Genomic DNA, 20,055 nt, shown 5'->3' with positions numbered 1-20,055 from the left:
GCATCAGCCGGTCCAGTCCTTCACTTGTTTATAGCGTTCATATTCTTTTATCGCCTCTTCTACTTTTCCCAATTGATTAAATAACTGCAGTTTGTATTGTATAATTTTATCGTCACGGGGCTCTATTTTCTCGACCTGCAGGCAAACGTCCATTGCTTGATGCTCGTTCTTTTCTTGAATGAGAAAATCAATCAGTTCGTACGCCTTGCTGAGCCACAGATGCGCCAGACGTGTTTTTTCCGGCTCCGCCCACAGGTAGCCATTCTCCATCAGATAATGGTTCTCATATGACATGACAATGTCCATGTGCCGGGTTAATGCGGCTTGACTGAGCGGGGGAGCTTCTTTTAATGTATTTTCCCAGTCAACTGTATCAACCTTTACCCCTGAAAGCCGAAGAATATATCCTATATCGGTATTTTCTATGGATTGGCTGAAGGGAAGCTGACTGATTAATTTCCGTATCTGATATATTGTCGAGTAGAGCTGAGTGCTCGCTTTTGAAACTTCATAAGCAGGCCAAAACATCTCAATCAGCATGTCTTTACTGACCGTGCGCCCTTGATTAAGAAGTAAAAATGCATACAGTTCACGCGCTTTGGATGTTCTCCACTTGACTGTTATGTATGTTTTGACACCATTTAACGATTGATAAAAGTCCAGGTTTCCAAAACATTGTATAAAATAATCCGTCCCGGTGTTTTCGTCTGCCGTCCTGAGCTTTTTATTCATTCGGATTCGCTCAACGGTTGTCAGCAGCCTGGCATTGTCAACCGGTTTTAAAAGATAATCAACAGCATTTAACTCAAACGCTTTTATAGCGAATTCATTATAAGCGGTGATAAAAATAATTTGAATATTTTCATTAATTGCCTGAATTGATTCAGCAAGCTCAATACCGTTTATCCCGGGCATTTCAATGTCAAGAAACACCGCATCAGCTGCTGAAAGCCCCGAATACTCCAGAACGTCCGCCGGATCTTGAAACATTAAAATAGATTGAAAGGCGTTTGTCCGCTCAAGCATATGATTAAAATGAAGCAATGCCAATTCCTCGTCATCCACAATTATCGCTTTCAAAACGCATCCCACCCGTCAATATAGATATCTGAAAATAATTTCAATTATACCATGCCCAACGCCCTATATAGTTGGATTCTTTTTCTTTCTCTTGTTGTTTTATGAAGTTTAGGATTACAATATTTATACATTGAATAGGATAATAGAATGACCCTGAATGGGATAAAGGAGTAATGATGTGAAAGAAAAATTCATTTCTATTTCGATTATTTGCGGCTACGCTGCCTTCTTTATCATTTTTATAGCCATGGATCATTTCTCCGGAACAACTCTCCCTAAAGCAGAACAGGGAGTGATCAATCTGAAGAATTGGGATTTTCATAAGGACGGGAATGTCCAGCTGAATGGGAAGTGGTTTCTGTATCCAAATCAAATGCTGTCACCGCGGGATCTTCATTCAGAAAAAGGAAAAAAACCTGTACTCGTTGATGTCCCTGTCAATGTGAAGCTGTTCAGAAAAACAGCCGATACGGATTACGGAACGTACAAACTGACAATCCGCTCAAATAAAGAGAATCAGGTTTTCGGAATCAGCACATCTTTTATCTACAGTTCAAACCGCCTTTATCTTAATGGACAATTGATCGGACAGAGCGGCAGCCCTTCAGAGAAAGCTGATTTTGAGGCTCAGAACAAACCGTATACTTGCTTTTTCATGCTTCACAAGGGTGATAATGAACTTGTCCTGCAATTTTCGAATTTCGGAAAAGTGCCTGGCTGGGGGATCGCAAAACCGATAACGTTTGGGACTCAAGAACAAATTATACGCGAAAATCAAATTTCCTTTCTTAATGATTCCATTATGATCACGGCTTTTTTCATTACCGGTTTATATTTTCTCGGTTTTTTTCTGCAAAGAACAAAGGCTAAACATTTATTGTTCTTTTCTGTGATGTGTCTGCTTTTTTCTGCGATTATTCTTATGATCGGAAAAGAAAGAATGATCTTTCTCATCTTTCCGTCTATATCATTTTCATTGCTGAATTTGTTGCGCAGCACCTCTTCCGTGCTTGTCAGCATTGCGGTTTTTCTCTATCTCTTTTATGCATACAGAGAAATTGTGTCAAAAACGACAATAACCATTTTAACTGCTTTTTCGGGGATCATCTTGGTCACTGATTTTATGTCTGTAAGTTTTATTGACCACCTCTCTTACATTTTACATTCGGTCCTTGCCGTTACGACTTTGTTTTATATTACATATATTTTTACGATTGCTGCCATACGGAAGATAAAAGGAAGCATGTACCTTACGCTGGCATCTGTTTCAATGAGCGCCTTTGTGATTCTTACGACAATTTCAGCTTACAGCGGCAGAACGGCTGTTTCTTTTAATTCGATTTATTCATTGCCGACAGTCATTGCTTTATTGGCACTGGTTCTTCTGATGGCGCAGCAATTCGCCGGGGCTTTCCGGGACAATGAAGTCCTCTCACGTAAATTAGTCAAAATGAACCAGCTGAAAGATGAATTTATCGCCAAAACTTCACACGAATTCAAAACGCCGCTGAACAGCATTATTAATATATGCCAGACGCTTGTAGCCGGCAGAAAAAAGAAGACGATAGAGGAAGAGAAAGAAAACATGCAGCTGATCATCAGGATGGGCTACAGACTTTCCAATCTCGTAAATGATATTCTTGATTTGGAAAAAATGAAGCAGGGTCTGCTGCAGATTCGTCCTGTTCCTGTTGATGTGCATGCCGCAATATGCAGTGAGATGAACTTCTACCGGCTTTTGTCCAAGCATAAAAATCTCGACATTCTTAATCATGTACCGGACGATCTCCCCTTTGTGCTTGCAGATGAAAACCGATTTCGGCAAATCTTAACGAATCTTGTTGAAAATGCAATCAAGTATACATCCGAGGGGAAAATTATTCTTTCTGCCGAAAGCCTGAATAACAGCATGATTCAAATAACCGTGGCCGATACCGGCAGCGGCATTCCTGAAGCTGATCTTGAAACCATTTTTGATTCTTTTCAGCAAGCGGGAGGAAATAACGAGGATGGAACGGGTTTAGGTTTAAGTATTGTGAAACAGCTCGTCAAGCTCCAAAACGGGGACATCTGGGCAGAGTCGGAAGAGGCGAAAGGTTCAGCATTTCATTTTACATTACCCGCCGCTCAAATTGATTCTTTACCGGAAGCAAAGATCGGACTTCCTAAATCGCAGCCCGGACAGAAAATGCCGGATATTTCTTTGAGAACGCCTTATCACTCAAAAAAAATCGATGCTCCGACAATTCTGATAGTCGACGATAACATCGAGAGTTTAAAAATTTTAACTGATATGCTTGAAGGTGTTCCTTATAACGTAATCGCAGTAAAAAGCGGAAAAGAAGCGCTTCAAGCTGTCTCTTCCTCGAAGCTTGATTTGGTGATATTAGACTTGATGATGCCCGACATGACGGGATTTGAAGTCTGCACAAATATCCGCGAAAGATTCAGTATGGTCGAGCTGCCGGTTCTTATCGTTACGGCAGCCATAATCAGCCATGACAAATACAAGGCTTTTCATGTCGGTGCAAATGATATTTTACAGAAGCCTTATCATTACTCTGAATTCACCGCGCGTATTAAAAATTTAATTTTGATGAAGCATACGGCTCACCAAGCCACAAATTTGGAAATGGCATTTCTTCAGTCGCAGATCAAGCCTCACTTTCTTTACAATGTATTAAATACGATTATCGCGCTTAGTCATTTGGATATTGAAAAAGCACGGGAAACCACTGCTGCATTTACAAACTATTTAAGAATGAGTTTTGATTTTCAAAATACTTCGGACATCAGCTCATTCAAAAACGAACTTTCTATCATTACGTCGTATCTGGCTATCGAAAAAACACGCTTCGGCAAGCGGCTGGAAATCCTTTTTGACATCGATGAGGACATGGACTTCAGCCTTCCGCCTTTAATGATACAGCCATTGGTGGAAAACGCCGTTCATCACGGGATCAGCAAGAAAAGAGGCGGCGGATGGGTAAAGCTGACGGCAAAAAAACAAAGCGAAAACACATATTTAATTAAAGTGGAGGATAATGGAACCGGCATCATGCCGGATATACAAAAAGATATATTGTCTTCCCATGTTGACCGCAGTGTCGGCCTGAAAAATATCAATCGGCGGCTGAAGCATTTTTGCGGAAGTGAATTGACTATTGAGAGCACACCGGATGCAGGCACCGCGGTTTCGATGATGATTCACATCACCGGCACAACGGATGATTCAAACTCATTAAAAACGTCTTCATCTGTTTAAGATACTGATTAACTTCAGAAGGATGAAATACTTCTGCCGGCTGTCGGGAAATTCCCGTCAGCCTTTATTTACTCAGAAAGACGAAAAAACAAAAAAGCTTGAAGAAAAAGTGATACCTTCTCCAAGCTTAGATGATTCACACCAGTCTGGCCGTTTTCACTTAAGAAATCGTAACTCCCGCGCTTGCATATCCCGCCACTGTATTAATAAGAGAAAGACCTGTCGCAGTGGCGGGGAATACCATTAACAGCCGGGTTTGAGGAGTTACCGCAATGTTCAGCCCTGTAGTGATTCCATTGCTGATGCTGCCGATGGATAATACGCCGGTAAGGGCAGGAGCCAAGGTGACAGATGCTCCGGGAATCGGTGTGAACGTATTGTTCGGCACAGTTGAACTGTATAATTGTGCAGTTATCGTGACAGTCGAGCCGACAAGTGACAATGCTGCGGTTGTACTGAAATAGGCGGCAATTGATGTAATGGTTCCGCTTCTCGGAGCAGAAAAAGCAAAGTTCAGCAGAGTCCCTCCGGCCCCGGTAAGATCAATTGCACCTCCTCCTCCGACATTGACGCCCGTCACAGAACTGCCGAACCCGACAAGGCTCACCGTTCCGATTAATCCGCCGGCAATGGTGGTCACGGCAGTTGGAAGGCCTGAAGCATAAGGAATGATCGCGCCTGCTCCGGTGGCTCCAGTGGCTCCGGTCGTTCCGGTTACTCCGGTTGCACCCGTTACTCCTGTGGCGCCAGTTACCCCTGTTGATCCAGTGGCTCCAGTATCTCCGGTCGAACCCGTTACTCCCGTGGCTCCGGTGATTCCCGTGGCTCCGGTGATTCCCGTGGCGCCTGTTACTCCTGTGACGCCGGTTACCCCTGTTGCTCCGGTGGCGCCGGTGATTCCCGTGGCTCCGGTTACCCCTGTTGATCCAGTATCTCCGGTCGAGCCCGTTACTCCCGTGGCTCCGGTTGCTCCCGTTACTCCTGTGACGCCCGTTACCCCTGTTGATCCGGTTGCGCCGGTCGTTCCAGTGGCACCCGTTACTCCCGTGGCTCCGGTATCTCCTGTTACTCCTGTGACGCCGGTGATTCCAGTGGCTCCGGTTACCCCTGTTGATCCAGTATCTCCGGTCGAGCCCGTTACTCCCGTGGCTCCCGTTACTCCCGTTACTCCTGTGACGCCAGTTACCCCTGTTGATCCGGTTGCGCCGGTGATTCCCGTGGCTCCTGTTGCACCCGTTACTCCGGTCGTTCCAGTATCTCCGGTCGAGCCCGTTACTCCCGTGGCTCCGGTTACCCCTGTTGATCCGGTTGCGCCGGTCGTTCCGGTTACTCCGGTTGCTCCTGTGGCGCCGGTGATTCCTGTTGTTCCGGTATCTCCTGTTACTCCGGTGGCTCCGGTGGCTCCCGTTACCCCGGTGGCTCCTGTTACTCCTGTTGATCCGGTGGCTCCGGTGATTCCTGTGGCTCCAGTGGGACCGGTGGCACCCGGGTCTCCAGTCGCTCCCGTTACTCCTGTTGCACCCGTTACTCCTGTGACGCCTGTTGCTCCTGTGACGCCGGTTACCCCGGTGGCTCCGGTGATTCCCATGGCTCCCGTCGCACCAGTTATTCCTGTTGCTCCGGTGACTCCTGTTATCCCTGTGGCACCCGTTACTCCAGTCGTTCCGGTTACTCCTGGATCTCCTGTTGGACCAGTTACTCCTGTGGCTCCAGTGGGACCGGTGGCACCCGGGTCTCCAGTCGCTCCCGTTACTCCGGTGGCTCCTGTTACTCCGGTGGCTCCAGTCAGCCCCGTTGCCCCAGTCTCTCCTCTTCCATGATAATGATTCGGATGACAGCACGGACACCATCTTTCATGACAGCAAGAGTTTTCGCAACAGCATCCTTCACAGCAATGTGCCCGATTATGATAGCTGCGCCTTTGATTTCTTCTTTTATGTTGAGAATGACAGCAACAATCATTACAATGCCGGCAGTCGCAATCCCAAGAATCACATCTGCTATACCAAGTATCTCCTTTTCTCATTACACCACCTCTTCTTGCATAATATTTTCACAAAGACAAATGGTGTTTCAAAATTCCCTTTAAAAATATCAACTGGTCTTTAAGTTTGCATGCTGCACAGCATTTACAGAAAAAAGACCCGACCGTATATCAGTCAGGCCTTTCACCTTTAAAATATCAGTTTGCTATTTTCATGAGGTTGTCGGAAAACTAATGCTGTTAAAATCAATATTGAGAGCTGTTGCTGTTGTTATATTACTAGCAGTTGTGAAAACAACTCTCAGCTGGTACGTGTTTGTTCCTGCGGTCGGAGCTGTATCTACTGTAGTATCAGCAATCGGAAACCTTTCAGTAGTTGCGCTAATAATAGATCGCGACAAAAGTCTTGTATGAATCTGTACTGCTCCCCTATATAATCTTATTTCAAAGACAAAGTTTGAATTGGCTGTAGATGTTACCTCGACGCTGACTGAATAATCCAGCTTTATATTCTGCAAAGCATTAACTGGGATTGCCAGCGTAGCAACAGGAATTTCTGTATTTAATGGCGGGTAAACAGTGAGCGGCCCGTTGGTTCTTGTGAAGAGCAAGGTCGGTGTACTGCCTGTTGAGCCTGTTGGGCCGGTTACTCCGGTTGAGCCTGTTATTCCTGTTGCACCGGTTACTCCCGTTGGGCCGGTTGGTCCGGTTGGTCCGGTTGGACCGGTTGCTCCTGATGCTCCGGTTGGACCGGTTGCACCTGTTGCTCCGGTTACTCCTGTTGCACCTGTTACTCCGGTTGATCCAGTTGGGCCGGTTGCACCAGTTGACCCCGTTGGGCCGGTTGATCCAGTTGACCCCGTTGGGCCGGTTGATCCAGTTGACCCCGTTTGACCGGTTGATCCAGTTGACCCCGTTGGACCGGTTGAGCCTGTTACTCCGGTTGAGCCTGTTGAACCGGTTGAGCCTGTTACTCCGGTTGCGCCTGTTGCTCCAGTTGATCCCGTTGGGCCGGTTGCGCCGGTTACTCCTGTTGATCCAGTTGGGCCGGTTGCGCCGGTTGCTCCAGTTATCCCTGTTGTTCCGGTTGGACCAGTTGCGCCGGTTACTCCTGTTGAGCCAGTTGGGCCGGTTGCACCAGTTGACCCCGTTGGACCGGTTGGGCCGGTTACTCCTGTTGCACCTGTTACTCCGGTTGATCCAGTTGGGCCGGTTGCACCAGTTGACCCCGTTGGACCGGTTGGGCCGGTTACTCCTGTTGAGCCTGTTGGACCCGTTGGGCCGGTTACTCCGGTTACCCCTGTTGATCCTGTTGCGCCGGTTGCTCCAGTTACTCCTGTTGAGCCTGTTACTCCGGTTGAGCCTGTTGATCCTGTTGATCCTGTTGACCCCGTTGGGCCGGTTGATCCGGTTGATCCGGTTGGACCCGTTACTCCGGTTGAGCCTGTTACTCCGGTTGCTCCTGTTATTCCTGTTGCTCCAGTTGACCCCGTTGGGCCGGTTACTCCGGTTGCTCCTGTTATTCCTGTTGCTCCAGTTGGGCCGGTTGCTCCTGTTGTTCCAGTTACTCCAGTTGGGCCGGTTACTCCGGTTGCTCCTGTTATTCCTGTTGCTCCTGTTGATCCTGTTGATCCAGTTGATCCTGTTGATCCTGTTGCTCCTGTTGATCCTGTTGATCCTGTTGATCCTGTTGATCCTGTTGATCCTGTTGATCCTGTTGCTCCAGAAGCACCGATTTCTCCTGTTGGTCCTGTTGATCCTGTTTCTCCAGTTACTCCGGTTGCACCTGTTGGACCGGTTGCACCTGTTGACCCCGTTGGGCCGGTTACTCCGGTTGAGCCTGTTATTCCTGTTGCTCCTGTTGATCCAGTTGATCCTGTTGATCCTGTTGATCCTGTTGATCCTGTTGCTCCTGTTGCTCCAGTTGCTCCAGTTGATCCTGTTGCTCCTGTTGATCCAGTTGATCCGGTTGGGCCTGTTGCTCCGGTTGGACCCGTTGCTCCAGTTGTCCCCGGTGATCCTGTTACTCCTGTTGGCCCGGTTTCTCCTGTTAATCCCGTTGGACCGGTTACTCCTGTTGAGCCTGTTGCTCCAGTTGATCCGGTTAAGCCGGTTGGCCCGGTCGACCCCGTTGGGCCGGTTACACCTGTCGGGCCAGTTGCTCCGGTTGAGCCGGTTGGCCCGGTTGAGCCTGTTATTCCAGTTGAACCTGTCGGCCCGGTTTCTCCCGTTACTCCAGTTGATCCGATTTCTCCTGTTGCACCGGTTACTCCAGTTACTCCTGTTTCTCCGGTTGGGCCGGTCGATCCCGTTGGGCCGGTCGATCCCGTTGGGCCAGTTGCTCCGGTTGAGCCGGTTATTCCTGTTGGGCCGGTTGCACCTGTTGCGCCGGTTGATCCCGTTACTCCGGTTGGGCCGGTTGGACCCATTGTTCCTGTTATTCCTGTTGCTCCAGTTTCGCCGGTTGATCCCGTTGCTCCGGTTGGTCCGGTTACACCAGTCGGACCAGTTGCTCCTGTTGCGCCTGTTACACCAGTAGGGCCAGTTGCTCCGGTTGAGCCGGTTGGCCCGGTTGCTCCAGTTGTCCCCGGTGATCCTGTTACTCCTGTTGGACCGGTTTCTCCTGTTGATCCCGTTGGACCGGTTACTCCTGTTGAGCCGGTTGGCCCGGTTGAGCCTGTTATTCCAGTTGAACCTGTCGGCCCGGTTTCTCCCGTTACTCCAGTTGATCCAGTTGATCCGATTTCTCCTGTTGCACCGGTTACTCCAGTTACTCCTGTTTCTCCGATTGGGCCTGTTATTCCTGTTGGGCCGGTTGCACCTGTTGCGCCGGTTGATCCCGTTACTCCGGTTGAGCCTGTTGATCCCGTTACTCCAGTTGATCCGGTTTCTCCCGTTACTCCGGTTGGCCCTGTTGCACCAGTCGGGCCAGTTGCTCCGGTTGAGCCTGTTGATCCTGTTGCACCCGTTGGGCCGGTTGGACCCGTTGAGCCGGTTTCTCCCGTTATTCCGGTTACTCCAGTTGAACCTGTTGCTCCAGTTGATCCTGTTACTCCGGTTGGGCCGATTTCTCCGGTTGTTCCAGTTGATCCAGTTGCACCAGTTACTCCGGTTGAGCCTGTTGGGCCCGTTGTTCCGGTTTCTCCCGTTACTCCGGTTGCTCCGGTTGACCCCGCTACTCCTGTGACGCCAGTTACCCCTGTTGCTCCAGTTGTCCCAGTTGATCCTGTTACTCCTGTTGATCCGGTTGATCCTGTTGCTCCGGTTGAGCCCGTTGCACCAGTTTCTCCTGTTGCTCCTGTTGTTCCTGTTGGACCGGTTATTCCCGTTGGACCCGTTGGGCCGATTTCTCCTGTTGATCCGGTTGCTCCAGTTGATCCTGTTGCTCCTGTTGATCCTGTTGTTCCTGTTGATCCTGTTGATCCGGTTACTCCTGTTACTCCAGTTGATCCCGTTACTCCGGTTGGGCCGGTTGCTCCAGTTGAACCGGTTACTCCGGTTGGGCCGGTTTCTCCGGTTGGACCGGTTTCTCCGGTTGAGCCCGTTACTCCGGTTGGACCGGTTTCTCCGGTTGAGCCCGTTACTCCGGTTGGACCGGTTTCTCCGGTTGAGCCCGTTACTCCGGTTGGACCGGTTTCTCCGGTTGAGCCCGTTACTCCGGTTGGACCGGTTTCTCCGGTTGAACCAGTTGATCCTGTTATTCCGGTTGGACCAGTTGAACCTGTTAGACCAGTTGAACCTGTTACTCCCGTTACACCTGTTGATCCTGTTATTCCGGTTGGACCCGTTACGCCTGTTACTCCGGTTGTTCCCGTTGGGCCGGTTGAGCCCGTTACTCCTGTTGATCCTGTTGTTCCGGTTTCTCCCGTTACTCCAGTTGGGCCAGTTTCTCCGGTTGTTCCCGTTACTCCGGTTGTTCCCGTTGAACCGGTTTCTCCAGTGGCTCCGGTTATCCCTGTTGCTCCAGTTGCGCCTGTTGGGCCGATTTCTCCGGTTGTTCCAGTTGATCCAGTTGCACCAGTTGATCCTGTTGATCCTGTTGCACCAGTTGATCCTGTTGATCCTGTTGATCCTGTTGCACCAGTTGAGCCCGTTGCTCCTGTTACTCCGGTTTCTCCAGTTGCGCCGGTTGATCCTGTTACTCCAGTTGATCCTGTTACTCCGGTTGGGCCGGTTGCTCCTGTTGGGCCGGTTGCTCCTGTTGGGCCGGTTGCTCCTGTTGTTCCAGTTACACCAGTTGGGCCAGTTTCCCCGGTTGGACCTGTTACTCCGGTTGAGCCGGTTGGCCCGGTTGAGCCTGTTATTCCTGTTGGACCAGTTGATCCGATTTCTCCTGTTGCACCCGTTGGGCCAGTTACTCCAGTTGATCCTGTTATTCCTGTTGCGCCGGTTGATCCCGTTACTCCGGTTGGGCCGGTTGGACCCGTTGAGCCGGTTGCTCCCGTTTCTCCTGTTGTTCCAGTCGGTCCTGTTGCTCCGGTTGCACCCGTTGATCCTGTTATTCCTGTTGGACCAGTTGAACCTGTTACTCCCGTTACACCTGTTGATCCGGTTATACCGGTTGGACCCGTTACGCCGGTTTCTCCGGTTGAGCCGGTTGCTCCGGTTGTACCAGTTGATCCTGTTATTCCTGTTGCTCCTGTTGGGCCAGTTACTCCGGTTGCTCCGGTTTCTCCCGTTACTCCGGTTTCTCCCGTTACTCCCGTTGCACCGGTTACTCCGGTTGAGCCGGTTGGACCCGTTGGGCCGGTTTCTCCAGTTACTCCCGTTGCACCGGTTACTCCGGTTGGGCCGGTTTCTCCGGTTGAGCCGGTTACTCCGGTTGAGCCCGTTACTCCTGTGACGCCAGTTACCCCTGTTGATCCGGTGGCTCCGGTTGGACCTGTTATTCCGGTTAGACCAGTTGCGCCGGTTACTCCGGTTGCACCCGTTGATCCTGTTATTCCTGTTGAACCTGTTACTCCCGTTATACCTGTTGATCCGGTTGATCCTGTTGATCCTGTTACTCCAGTTGCTCCAGTTACTCCTGCTGCTCCAGTTGATCCTGTTGATCCTGTTACTCCAGTTGCCCCGGTTGCTCCGGTTACACCAGTTGCTCCGGTTGGGCCTGTTACACCAGTTGCCCCGGTTGAGCCTGTTATTCCAGTTGAACCTGTCGGCCCGGTTTCTCCCGTTACTCCAGTTGATCCTGTTACTCCCGTTTCACCTGTTGGACCCGTTGGGCCGGTTTCTCCCGTTACTCCGGTTGCTCCGGTTGACCCCATTACTCCTGTGACGCCAGTTACCCCTGTTGCTCCAGTTGTCCCAGTTGATCCTGTTACTCCGGTTGAGCCTGTTGATCCTGTTATTCCTGTTGGACCAGTTGCTCCTGTTGAACCTGTTAGACCAGTTAATCCTGTTACTCCCGTTTCACCTGTTGGACCCGTTGGGCCGGTTGCTCCGGTTGTTCCAGTTGCACCAGTTGGGCCAGTTGCTCCTGTTGAGCCTGTTGCTCCGGTTACTCCAGTTAGCCCGGTTATTCCAGTTGGACCCGTTGGGCCGATTTCTCCTGTTAATCCTGTTGGTCCGGTTTCTCCCGTTACTCCTGTTGAGCCGATTGATCCCGTTGCTCCTGTTGTTCCAGTTGGACCGGTTGAGCCTGTTGCACCTGTTGCGCCGGTTGAGCCTGTTGCACCTGTTGCGCCGGTTGAGCCCGTTACTCCTGTTGGTCCTGTTGTCCCCGTTGGACCGGTTGCTCCGGTTGACCCCGTTGATCCTGTTACTCCTGTTGGACCCGTTGGGCCGGTTGAGCCGGTTGCACCTGTTGGACCGGTTACACCAGTTACTCCAGTTACACCTTTTGATCCCGTTACGCCTGTTGCTCCTGTTGCGCCGGTTGGTCCTGTTGGGCCTGTTACACCAGTTGCTCCGGTTACTCCCGTTGCTCCAGTCGCCCCTCTTGCTCCGGTTACTCCTGTCGCTCCCGTGGGCCCCGTCGCTCCCGTGGGGCCTGTAATTCCTGTTGAGCCAGGGTCACCCCCGGTTTGCGCCAATGAAACGTCGTCTATTAATACTGTGCCAGAAGAAACTTTACTTAATATAATGACAGCAGAGGCTGTGCCAGAAGGAACCGTACTTGTTTTATAAATTTCAGACCATGTATGAAAGAGCACGTTCGGCAAATTTCCGGGTGTGATATTTTCTTGAATGGAACTGATTTCTTCACCTGCTGCACTGACAAATATGATCTGGAGGGTTACCTGGGGACTTGGCTCATTTCCTAGCGTTGCCAGTGATACGAATAGAGTCAGTGACTTGGCTGAAATTGGGACAATTTGACTGAGGTAAGCATATGGCTGAGTTCCAATAAATTGCGCTGAGTATCTCCCTGAATGTGCAAACAAACTGTTAATCTGGGTATTTGCCGAACTCCATCCTGCTAATGTGCCGGTTTCAAAGCCTCCGTTCATAATCGGATTATTCATTCAATCTTTTTCCCTCTCCTTCCAGTAGACAGCCTTACTTTTTAAGACAGCATATTAATACGGGCTCTCTTTTGACAACCTAAATAAAAAAGGTGATTTCTTTTCATCACCTTAGTCCGATCCTTGAACGGGGAATCCCGTCGCGATAAGGGAGCCGTTTTCCGCTGTCACTTGTGTTACATAATTCGAAGAAAGCACGGATAAAAAGAGCTGGTACGCGGCTGTTTCTCCCGCTGCCATTTCGTCGATGTACGTAAAAGGAATTCCTATGATTTGCCCGCCTGAAGAAAAGAGGTTCCGCTCTTGTCTCTGTGTTTGAATAGATACCCCATTTCTTTGCAGATCGACAGCTAAGACCAGTGAGAAATTAGACGCGAGCGGATCCAGTTCCACATTTACTTGTATGACGGCATCCGTTTTTACAAATTGATCCGTCGGCGCATCTATCACAGTGCTTAACACGTTTATCGGTGTTCCTTCTAACGGAATCGTCATTTGTTCTGTATTATTTTGAAAAGCGACAACCGGAACCGCTCCCGGCGGTCCCTCAGGACCCGGAGGACCGGGCGGACCTGCCTCCCCTTGCGGACCTCGGGAGCCGGCGGGGCCTCTTTTGCCTTCAGGGCCTCGCAGCTGGGGTGCGCACAAGGCGGATCGATTTTCATCTAAAGACGGAAACTGTTTTTTCGTCACTATTTCCGGCTGTTCATTATCACATAGTAACTGTTCATACCAGCGTTTCATATGTCTGCTCATATATTTGTAAGGCTTCTGTTTCAATATCATGTATTGATTACGGCTGCTGCTCATATTATCACCCCGGCAATATTGTATTCCAACTGAAGCCATCATGTGCTGGGCCTTCCCATCCCTTATAGAAACAAAAAAAAGGCAGACCTGAGTCTGCCTTTTTCTTCTACCATAAACCTAAAACTTTCCACCATAATCCACCGATGACAAGCCATGTCACAATATGGACGATCGACAGGATAAAGCCGATGGACCACCATTTGCTTTGCGATATATAGCCTGCTCCGAAAAAGACCGGAGCCGCTCCTGAGCCGTAATGCGTCGTCGAACCGAAGAGGTTGCTGAAAAACGCCAGGCTGAGCGCTGCCAATAGCGGCGGCGCGCCCGCTGCCACGATTACGGCGAGAAATGCCGCGTACATGGCGCTGATATGCGCGGTTGCGCTCGCAAAGAAATAATGAGTGTAATAATATACGACAATTAAAATCATAAATGCCACAATCCATGAAAAACCGGAAACAGAAGATTTCATCATATTGCTGAACCAAGATACCATACCGAGTTCATTCAGGAAATTCGCCAGCATAACAAGCGCCGCGAACCAAGTCAGCGTATCCCATGCACCTTGTTCCTTTTTGATGTCCTCCCATGTTAATACCTGTGACAAAAGCAAAACGGATAATCCGATCAAAGCCGTTGTTGTTGCGTCGATATTTAAACTTCCTCCGAAAATCCACAGCGCAAGCACCAATAAAAAGACGATGACCATGGAGAGTTCGGATTTTTTAAACGGACCCATTTCTTTCAATTTTTCCGTTGCGATTTTAGCCGCGTCCGGTGTTTCTTTAATTTCCGGCGGATACAGCTTATAAATGACGAGCGGCGTAATGATTAAGCTCGCCAATCCCGGTACAATGGCCGCGATTGCCCAGCTTGTCCATGTGATGTCCACCCCTGCGACATCATGGGCCAGCTTGGCGATCAGCGGATTCGCCGCCATTGCCGTCAAAAACATCGCAGACGTAATCAAGTTTCCTTGAAAACCGGTCTTTAATAAGAAAGCGCCGATTTTCCGCTCTGTTCCGTCTGCCGGCGTTGATCCGAATGTTTCGGATAATGATCTGATAATAGGAAAAATAATGCCGCCCGCCCGTGCCGTGTTGCTCGGAATGGCAGGAGATAAAATTAAATCACTGAAAAGCAGTGAATAAGAAAGGCCGAGTGTTTTCTTCCCGAACCGTTGTACGAATACGTAAGAAATTCTGGCGCCGAGCCCGGTTTTGATAAACCCCCGGGAAATAAAAAAGGCGATGACAATCAGCCAGATTGTCTTGTTTCCAAATCCGCTTAACGTATCTTCAATAGACAGCGTTCCCGTTAACGCGGTGACTGCCAATGCAAAAATTGCAATTGCGCCCATTGGCAAGGGCTTGGAGATAAAGCCGATAATTGTTGCGACAAAAATAGCGAACAAATGCCATGCTTTAGGTTCAAGTCCGGACGGCGCGGGAATAAACCAAATGATTAATCCCACAGCAACAGTAATAAGCAATGGAATGATTTTTACCGCCTGCTGTTTTTTTGCGTCTTTTTCTGAAGCCATTACAGGTCTCCTCCTATTTTGTTATCTTCCATCCCCTATCCCATTTTACTACTTAACTAAGTTAATAAATGTTTTTGTTAATTAAAAAACACAAAGAAATATTTTCCTTTGTGTTTCTCGTTTCTTATTTTAATATTCCCGCACCGGCATTAGATATAACATCAGATTTTACATTTGCTGATGAGCCGATGGAGCCGTGCAATGACGGTGTCCAGCCGACGGACTGACTTAATCCGTTGGCGGCTGACGCGTTAATGGCGGCGCCGTTTAAAAGCGTGCCGTCTTCATGAAGCGCTTTACCGCCGCTGAAAACGCTGATGACCTTATCAGCAGCCAGTCCCGGCACTTCAAAGACATTATTCTGGGCATATATTTTTGACGCATGCCCCGCTCCCCATGCATAGCTGAACGGGTATGCGGCGCTTTTCGAGCCTGCGTAAAAATTATTATAAATGTGAACCTGCCCGTACCGGACCCGCGGTGCGCGCTGGACGATGTTCTGGTAATAGTTATGGTGAATGGTCACCTTCAGTTTTCCTTCATCTGACGTCTTGCTGTCACTGTTTCCGATGACGGAGCCTTTGTCATGGTCATTATATTTATTATAGGATAATGTCACATAATTCGCCCCGTTGGCCATATCCGTCTGGCCGTCATGGTGCTGATATTTTCTCCCGTAATAGTAGGGAAAACCGCTGTCTGGATTCGATCCGTCATTAAAGGTGCAATGATCGATCCATATGTGCGTCGCCCCGTTAATGGTGATATTGTCATATTCCGAGTTCCAGTTGCCGCTGTCCCCGTCAGTCGGGTCCCATTGCGGAAAATAGTCATAAGCGTCTTGAAATTCAATGTTGCGGATGATGACATTGTCGACGCCGTTCTTAATATTAAAATTTCCGCCTGTTACTTTGGCATTTGAGCCTGAGCCGATGATGGTCGTATTTGAAGGGATATCAATCACGACCCGCGCTTTCTGGTTTTTTTGGGATCGCTGTCTGGCATCTTCCTGGGTGCCTGACGGCGCTTTTTTCCCCCATTTAGCCGGGTCGTACGCCTTCAGATATGCGTTTAGATCATATGCGGGATCTTTATAATCATTAAAGCCGAGCGTTTTATTGTTATCGTTTGTATTCATATTGATTGTGCCTTGTATGTAAATGATCTTCGGCGTGCTGTTGGCGCTTCCCCCTAATGCAGAAACAAGCTGCTTTCTGTTTGATACGGTGTATACATTGGATGAAGAGGCTTTCACTCCCCCAGTTGTTCCGCCGGAAGCAGCTCCCCAGCCGTCATTTGTTCCTAACGTCTGCCGGCCTAGGTCAGCGGCATGGACACCCGCTGGGATCATACATAAACAAACCGCCAGCATAAATAGCATTTTTTTCATGAATTGTGCTCCTCCTGATTTACATTCCAATTTATTGCAATCAAATTGTATCAAATCAGTTGAGAAACAGCACCGCAAATGTACTGAAAGTGTCTTTCGGTTTTATTGCGGAACCCGCAAAAAAATCCCAAGGGACCGAAAACCCCTTGGGATCTGTTCAGCTTACGCCCATGATTTTACTTTTTCGTTATCTGTGACAAACAGAAGAACTTTTCCTTCATCTAAGCGCTTTTCAAATTGTGATGCTTCCTCCTCTGAAAAGCCGATTTCGTGAATTTTGTTGCGGAGCTCGTCGCCTTTTTTATTAAACATATTGCCGACCGCGTGTTTAATGCCCGTTTCTTTCGCTCCGATGGTATTGACATCCGTATTGTCGGCCAGGCGATCCGTTCTGTCGTCATCATGAGAAAGCACATATACGTCTTCTTTTGCGACACCCAATTGCTGAAGCTCTTTTACGTCCTGCATCAGTTTTTGATCATTTGTATATTCTCTTACTACTGGTTTCATTGATAAGTCCTCCCTTTTGTTTTTGTATATTGGATGTTTACCCGCTTCATCGAGTATCAAACAAAAGAAAGAGAGTTCCGTGAAAAATCAGGAAGATTGTCAGTGGATATTTTCTTCCGGGACATGTTACAGTAGGAGGAGCCACTTTTATCAGAAAAATAAAAACCTTTATGAGCCGATCAAGCAGGGAGGTGGTTCCTATTCATTATTTTTCACCGGAACAGCAATTTAACGCTTGGGTTGTCAGTGATTTAGTGAAGCAGGTATTCCGCCGGCATACCCGCTGCCCGGACGGAATAAAAGAGCTTACGGTCTTTGCTGAAAATACCTTTCATATTAATATCGATTTCGTTTTCTCTATTATTATAAATATCGGTGATATAGAATCCGTTCTGCCGAAAGAAATTGAGAATACGCTCGGTTCTTATCTGACCGCGCTTCGGCCTGTGATCACCGCCGACATGCTTCATTCTTCTAAAACGAATGCCTATGAATATTTGGAACATGAGAAAAACACCGACATATATCGGTTATTCTTTTAAATGACGCTTATGAAGAAAGAAGGGCCCCAGCCCTTCTTTTTTTATGCCGGCTGACGGTTTGATTTTGTAGTCGGAAATGGTTCGTGTTACATTTGGAACAAACACTCATGTTGAAGGAGGATTTAAGTATGACGAAAAATCAGCAGCAGATTCAATTGGCAAGACGCCCCCAAGGCGTTCCCGTCCATGACGATTTCCGCTTTGAAACGATTGCCGTTCCCGAACCGAAAGACGGCGAAGTGCTTGTAAAAACGAGTTATGTTTCCGTTGATCCGTACATGCGCGGACGGATGCAGGATACAAAATCATATGTCGAGCCGTTCGCTTTAGATGAAGCCATAACAGGCGGAGTTATTGCCGAAGTTCTGACAGACGGAAATAAGCTGAGAAAAGGCGATGTTGTGATCGGGAATCTCGCGTGGCAGGAATATTCAGCCGTCAATGAGTCCGCCCTCCGAAAATTGGATACGGATATCGCACCCGCCCAGGCCTATCTCGGCATTTTAGGGATGACCGGACTGACCGCTTACTTCGGGCTGCTTGATATCGGCCGTCCGAAAAAAGGCGAAACCGTCGTCGTTTCAGGAGCTGCGGCGCCGTCGGCTCAACAGTCGGACAGATTGCTAAAATCAAAGGCGCGCGTGTTGTCGGTATTGCCGGATCTGACGAAAAAATCGCGTATCTGAAAGAGGAGCTTCAATTTGATGAAGCCATTAACTACAAAACGGCAGATGATATTCAAAAAGCGCTTGAACATGCATGTCCTGACGGCATCGATGTCTATTTTGACAATGTCGGCGGACCGATTTCAGATGCGGTGATGAACCTGCTGAATGAATTCGCCCGCATTCCGGTATGCGGAGCGATCTCTTCATACAATACCGAAAGTGAAGAGGAAGACATGGGCCCCCGCGTACAGACGAAGCTGATCAAAACAAAAGCGCTGATGCAGGGATTCATCGTCAGTGATTATTCTGACCGCTTTTCTGAAGGCGCGAAACAATTAGCCGAATGGCTGAAGGACGGAAAGCTTCATTATGAAGAAACGATTACGGAAGGATTCAGCAATATTCCTGACGCGTTCCTCGGCCTGTTTAAAGGAGAAAATAAAGGCAAACAGATCATCAAAGTATAAATCAAAAAACGGAGGGCTTTTTCGCCCTCCGTTTCTTATTTCTCAGATAGTCTTCCGCCTGAATAGACAGCCTCTTTCAGCTCAATTCCGAGTGACTTGGCCATTTTTTTCAGTTTGGATTCTTCCATCGGTGTGACAAGGCTGAGTACGGTTCCTTCTTTACCGGCACGCCCCGTCCGGCCCGATCTGTGGATATACCCGTCTTCATTCGGTATGTCTGCGTGAATGACATACGGAAGATCATCGATATCAAGTCCGCGCGCCGCAATGTCAGTCGCCAGAAGCAGCGGAAATTCTCCCCGTTCAAACGCTGATAATATGTTTGCCCGCTCCATTTTTTTCGCTTCCCCGTGCAGAATGCCGAGATCCACATGGTGATACGCAAGTTTTTCCGCATAGACGCTTAAATTCCCGATATCTCTGACGAATACGAGCGCCTGCATGCCGTTCAGCCGTGACAGCTTTTGCAACAGCTTCACTTTATCCCGCTGATCGCAGACGAGGTATTGATGCGTGACCCGCGCCTTTTCCTCCGTATTCCGCTTCACTTTCAAAACGGCCGGCTCGTGTGCGATCTCATTCAGCACCTCTTCTGTCTCCGGCTGCAGCGTAGCTGAAAAGCTTAAAAGCTGGCGGTCTCTCAGCGTCGTTTTAATGATTTTTTTCATCGTTTCGCGGTGTTCCTTTGTCACAAGCTGATCAGCTTCGTCAAGAACGATCGTCTTGACTTCATGCATTTTGAGTTTTTTCGCCTGAATCAATTCAAGCACCCTTCCCGGTGTGCCTGCAATGATATGCGGTTTATTTTTGAGCTTTTCCACCTGCTTTTTCACGTTTGCTCCGCCGATCAAAGACAAAGCGCGAAGATCAGAGCCTTTTTTCCAATCTTGGATCACTTGGAAAATCTGCATCACAAGCTCGCGGGACGGCGCTAAAATAATCACTTGCGGATGTTTTTGCTCCGGGTTGATCCGCTCCAAAACCGGAAGCGTGTACGCCAATGTTTTTCCCGTTCCCGTCGGGGATTCGGCGATGACGTCTTTTCCTTCCATGATCACCTGAGCGGCTTTTTCCTGAATGACGGTCGGCTCCTGAAAGCCTGACGCCTCCCAGTTTTCGGCGATAAATGGTTGTGTATGCTGTAAAAATGGCCATGTTTGGGTCATGTCGTTCTCCTCAATTCTTAAAATCTACTCCATAGTATCTCAAATGCACGCGCCAAACGCAATTTTCTTTTTCCTTCCAAGCCTTTTAACAAACGGTCTCCTCCTTTATAATCATAAATGAGAAAGACACATGACGAAACAGCGTGTCTGATAACGATAGAGGTGT

11 protein-coding genes and 2 pseudogenes are annotated in these 20,055 nt (G+C 48.6%); 4 read left to right on the top strand and 9 right to left on the bottom strand.

Annotated elements, in window-relative coordinates; translation table 11 throughout:
• Window positions 1-3 precede the first annotated feature (3 nt).
• On the bottom strand, window positions 4-1,080 hold the full coding sequence (locus BAMF_RS24130) for a response regulator (RefSeq protein ID WP_013351354.1): 1,077 nt from the start codon (window positions 1,078-1,080) through the stop codon (window positions 4-6).
• 247 nt (window positions 1,081-1,327) lie between these two features.
• Here BAMF_RS24130 and BAMF_RS41765 point away from each other — a divergent pair.
• Together BAMF_RS41765 and BAMF_RS41760 are read left to right on the top strand one after the other, a co-directional pair.
• Window positions 1,328-3,196, top strand: a pseudogene (locus BAMF_RS41765) (sensor histidine kinase); the annotation flags it as partial.
• A gap of 72 nt (window positions 3,197-3,268) precedes the next feature.
• The gene (locus BAMF_RS41760) at window positions 3,269-4,345 is read left to right on the top strand and encodes a response regulator (RefSeq protein WP_227014232.1); all 1,077 of its coding nucleotides are present in this window, start codon (window positions 3,269-3,271) and stop codon (window positions 4,343-4,345) included.
• Window positions 4,346-4,505: 160 nt separating this feature from the next.
• Here BAMF_RS41760 and BAMF_RS24120 read toward each other — a convergent pair whose 3' ends face one another.
• The 7 genes from BAMF_RS24120 to BAMF_RS24095 form a co-directional block, all read right to left on the bottom strand.
• Window positions 4,506-6,134 carry an exosporium glycoprotein BclB-related protein gene (locus BAMF_RS24120; protein WP_080565291.1) on the bottom strand — a complete coding sequence of 543 codons (1,629 nt, stop codon included), beginning with the start codon at window positions 6,132-6,134 and terminating at the stop codon, window positions 4,506-4,508.
• A complete protein-coding gene (locus BAMF_RS41755; protein ID WP_014469881.1) occupies window positions 6,131-6,340 on the bottom strand; it encodes a hypothetical protein in 210 nt (69 codons plus the stop codon). Before BAMF_RS41755 ends, BAMF_RS24120 begins: the two co-directional genes overlap by 4 nt.
• Before the next feature lie 201 nt (window positions 6,341-6,541).
• Entirely contained in the window at window positions 6,542-12,793 is a 6,252-nt protein-coding gene (locus tag BAMF_RS42170; RefSeq protein WP_013351351.1) for an NTTRR-F1 domain, read from the bottom strand.
• 111 nt (window positions 12,794-12,904) lie between these two features.
• Window positions 12,905-13,603 carry a hypothetical protein gene (locus BAMF_RS24110; protein WP_014471557.1) on the bottom strand — a complete coding sequence of 233 codons (699 nt, stop codon included), beginning with the start codon at window positions 13,601-13,603 and terminating at the stop codon, window positions 12,905-12,907.
• 106 nt (window positions 13,604-13,709) lie between these two features.
• The gene (locus BAMF_RS24105; RefSeq protein WP_013351349.1) at window positions 13,710-15,146 is read right to left on the bottom strand and encodes an anion permease; all 1,437 of its coding nucleotides are present in this window, start codon (window positions 15,144-15,146) and stop codon (window positions 13,710-13,712) included.
• 124 nt (window positions 15,147-15,270) lie between these two features.
• Window positions 15,271-16,536: a pectate lyase family protein gene (locus BAMF_RS24100; RefSeq protein WP_013351348.1), complete on the bottom strand. Its 1,266-nt coding sequence runs from the start codon at window positions 16,534-16,536 to the stop codon at window positions 15,271-15,273.
• Window positions 16,537-16,698: 162 nt separating this feature from the next.
• Window positions 16,699-17,046: a YflT domain-containing protein gene (locus BAMF_RS24095; protein ID WP_003155650.1), complete on the bottom strand. Its 348-nt coding sequence runs from the start codon at window positions 17,044-17,046 to the stop codon at window positions 16,699-16,701.
• 191 nt (window positions 17,047-17,237) lie between these two features.
• On the opposite strand from BAMF_RS24095, the gene BAMF_RS24090 reads away from it, so the two are divergent.
• Both BAMF_RS24090 and BAMF_RS24085 read left to right on the top strand, forming a co-directional pair.
• A complete protein-coding gene (locus BAMF_RS24090) occupies window positions 17,238-17,588 on the top strand; it encodes a DUF3212 family protein (RefSeq protein ID WP_052585541.1) in 351 nt (116 codons plus the stop codon).
• A 128-nt stretch (window positions 17,589-17,716) separates the two neighbouring features.
• Window positions 17,717-18,723, top strand: a pseudogene (locus tag BAMF_RS24085) (NADP-dependent oxidoreductase).
• A gap of 35 nt (window positions 18,724-18,758) precedes the next feature.
• Here the strand turns inward: BAMF_RS24085 and BAMF_RS24080 are convergent.
• Window positions 18,759-19,889, bottom strand: a complete 1,131-nt coding sequence (locus BAMF_RS24080; RefSeq protein WP_013351344.1) for a DEAD/DEAH box helicase — start codon at window positions 19,887-19,889, stop codon at window positions 18,759-18,761.
• Window positions 19,890-20,055: the final 166 nt, after the last annotated feature.

Origin of the sequence: Bacillus amyloliquefaciens DSM 7 = ATCC 23350 (assembly GCF_000196735.1) — a bacterium.
Classification (GTDB): domain Bacteria; phylum Bacillota; class Bacilli; order Bacillales; family Bacillaceae; genus Bacillus; species Bacillus amyloliquefaciens.
The sequence above is the reverse complement of the archived record's forward strand: the minus strand, read 5'-3'. Positions and strand labels throughout refer to the sequence as shown.

What these genes read in the sequence shown, in the direction of transcription:
- BAMF_RS24105 (WP_013351349.1), bottom strand. Translation starts at nt 15,146, where the DNA reads ATGGCTTCAGAAAAAGACGCAAAAAAACAGCAGGCGGTAAAAATCATT.
- BAMF_RS24095 (WP_003155650.1), bottom strand. Translation starts at nt 17,046, where the DNA reads ATGAAACCAGTAGTAAGAGAATATACAAATGATCAAAAACTGATGCAG.
- BAMF_RS24110 (WP_014471557.1), bottom strand. Translation starts at nt 13,603, where the DNA reads ATGAGCAGCAGCCGTAATCAATACATGATATTGAAACAGAAGCCTTAC.
- BAMF_RS24080 (WP_013351344.1), bottom strand. Translation starts at nt 19,889, where the DNA reads ATGACCCAAACATGGCCATTTTTACAGCATACACAACCATTTATCGCC.
- BAMF_RS24100 (WP_013351348.1), bottom strand. Translation starts at nt 16,536, where the DNA reads ATGAAAAAAATGCTATTTATGCTGGCGGTTTGTTTATGTATGATCCCA.
- BAMF_RS41760 (WP_227014232.1), top strand. Translation starts at nt 3,269, where the DNA reads ATGCCGGATATTTCTTTGAGAACGCCTTATCACTCAAAAAAAATCGAT.
- BAMF_RS42170 (WP_013351351.1), bottom strand. Translation starts at nt 12,793, where the DNA reads ATGAATAATCCGATTATGAACGGAGGCTTTGAAACCGGCACATTAGCA.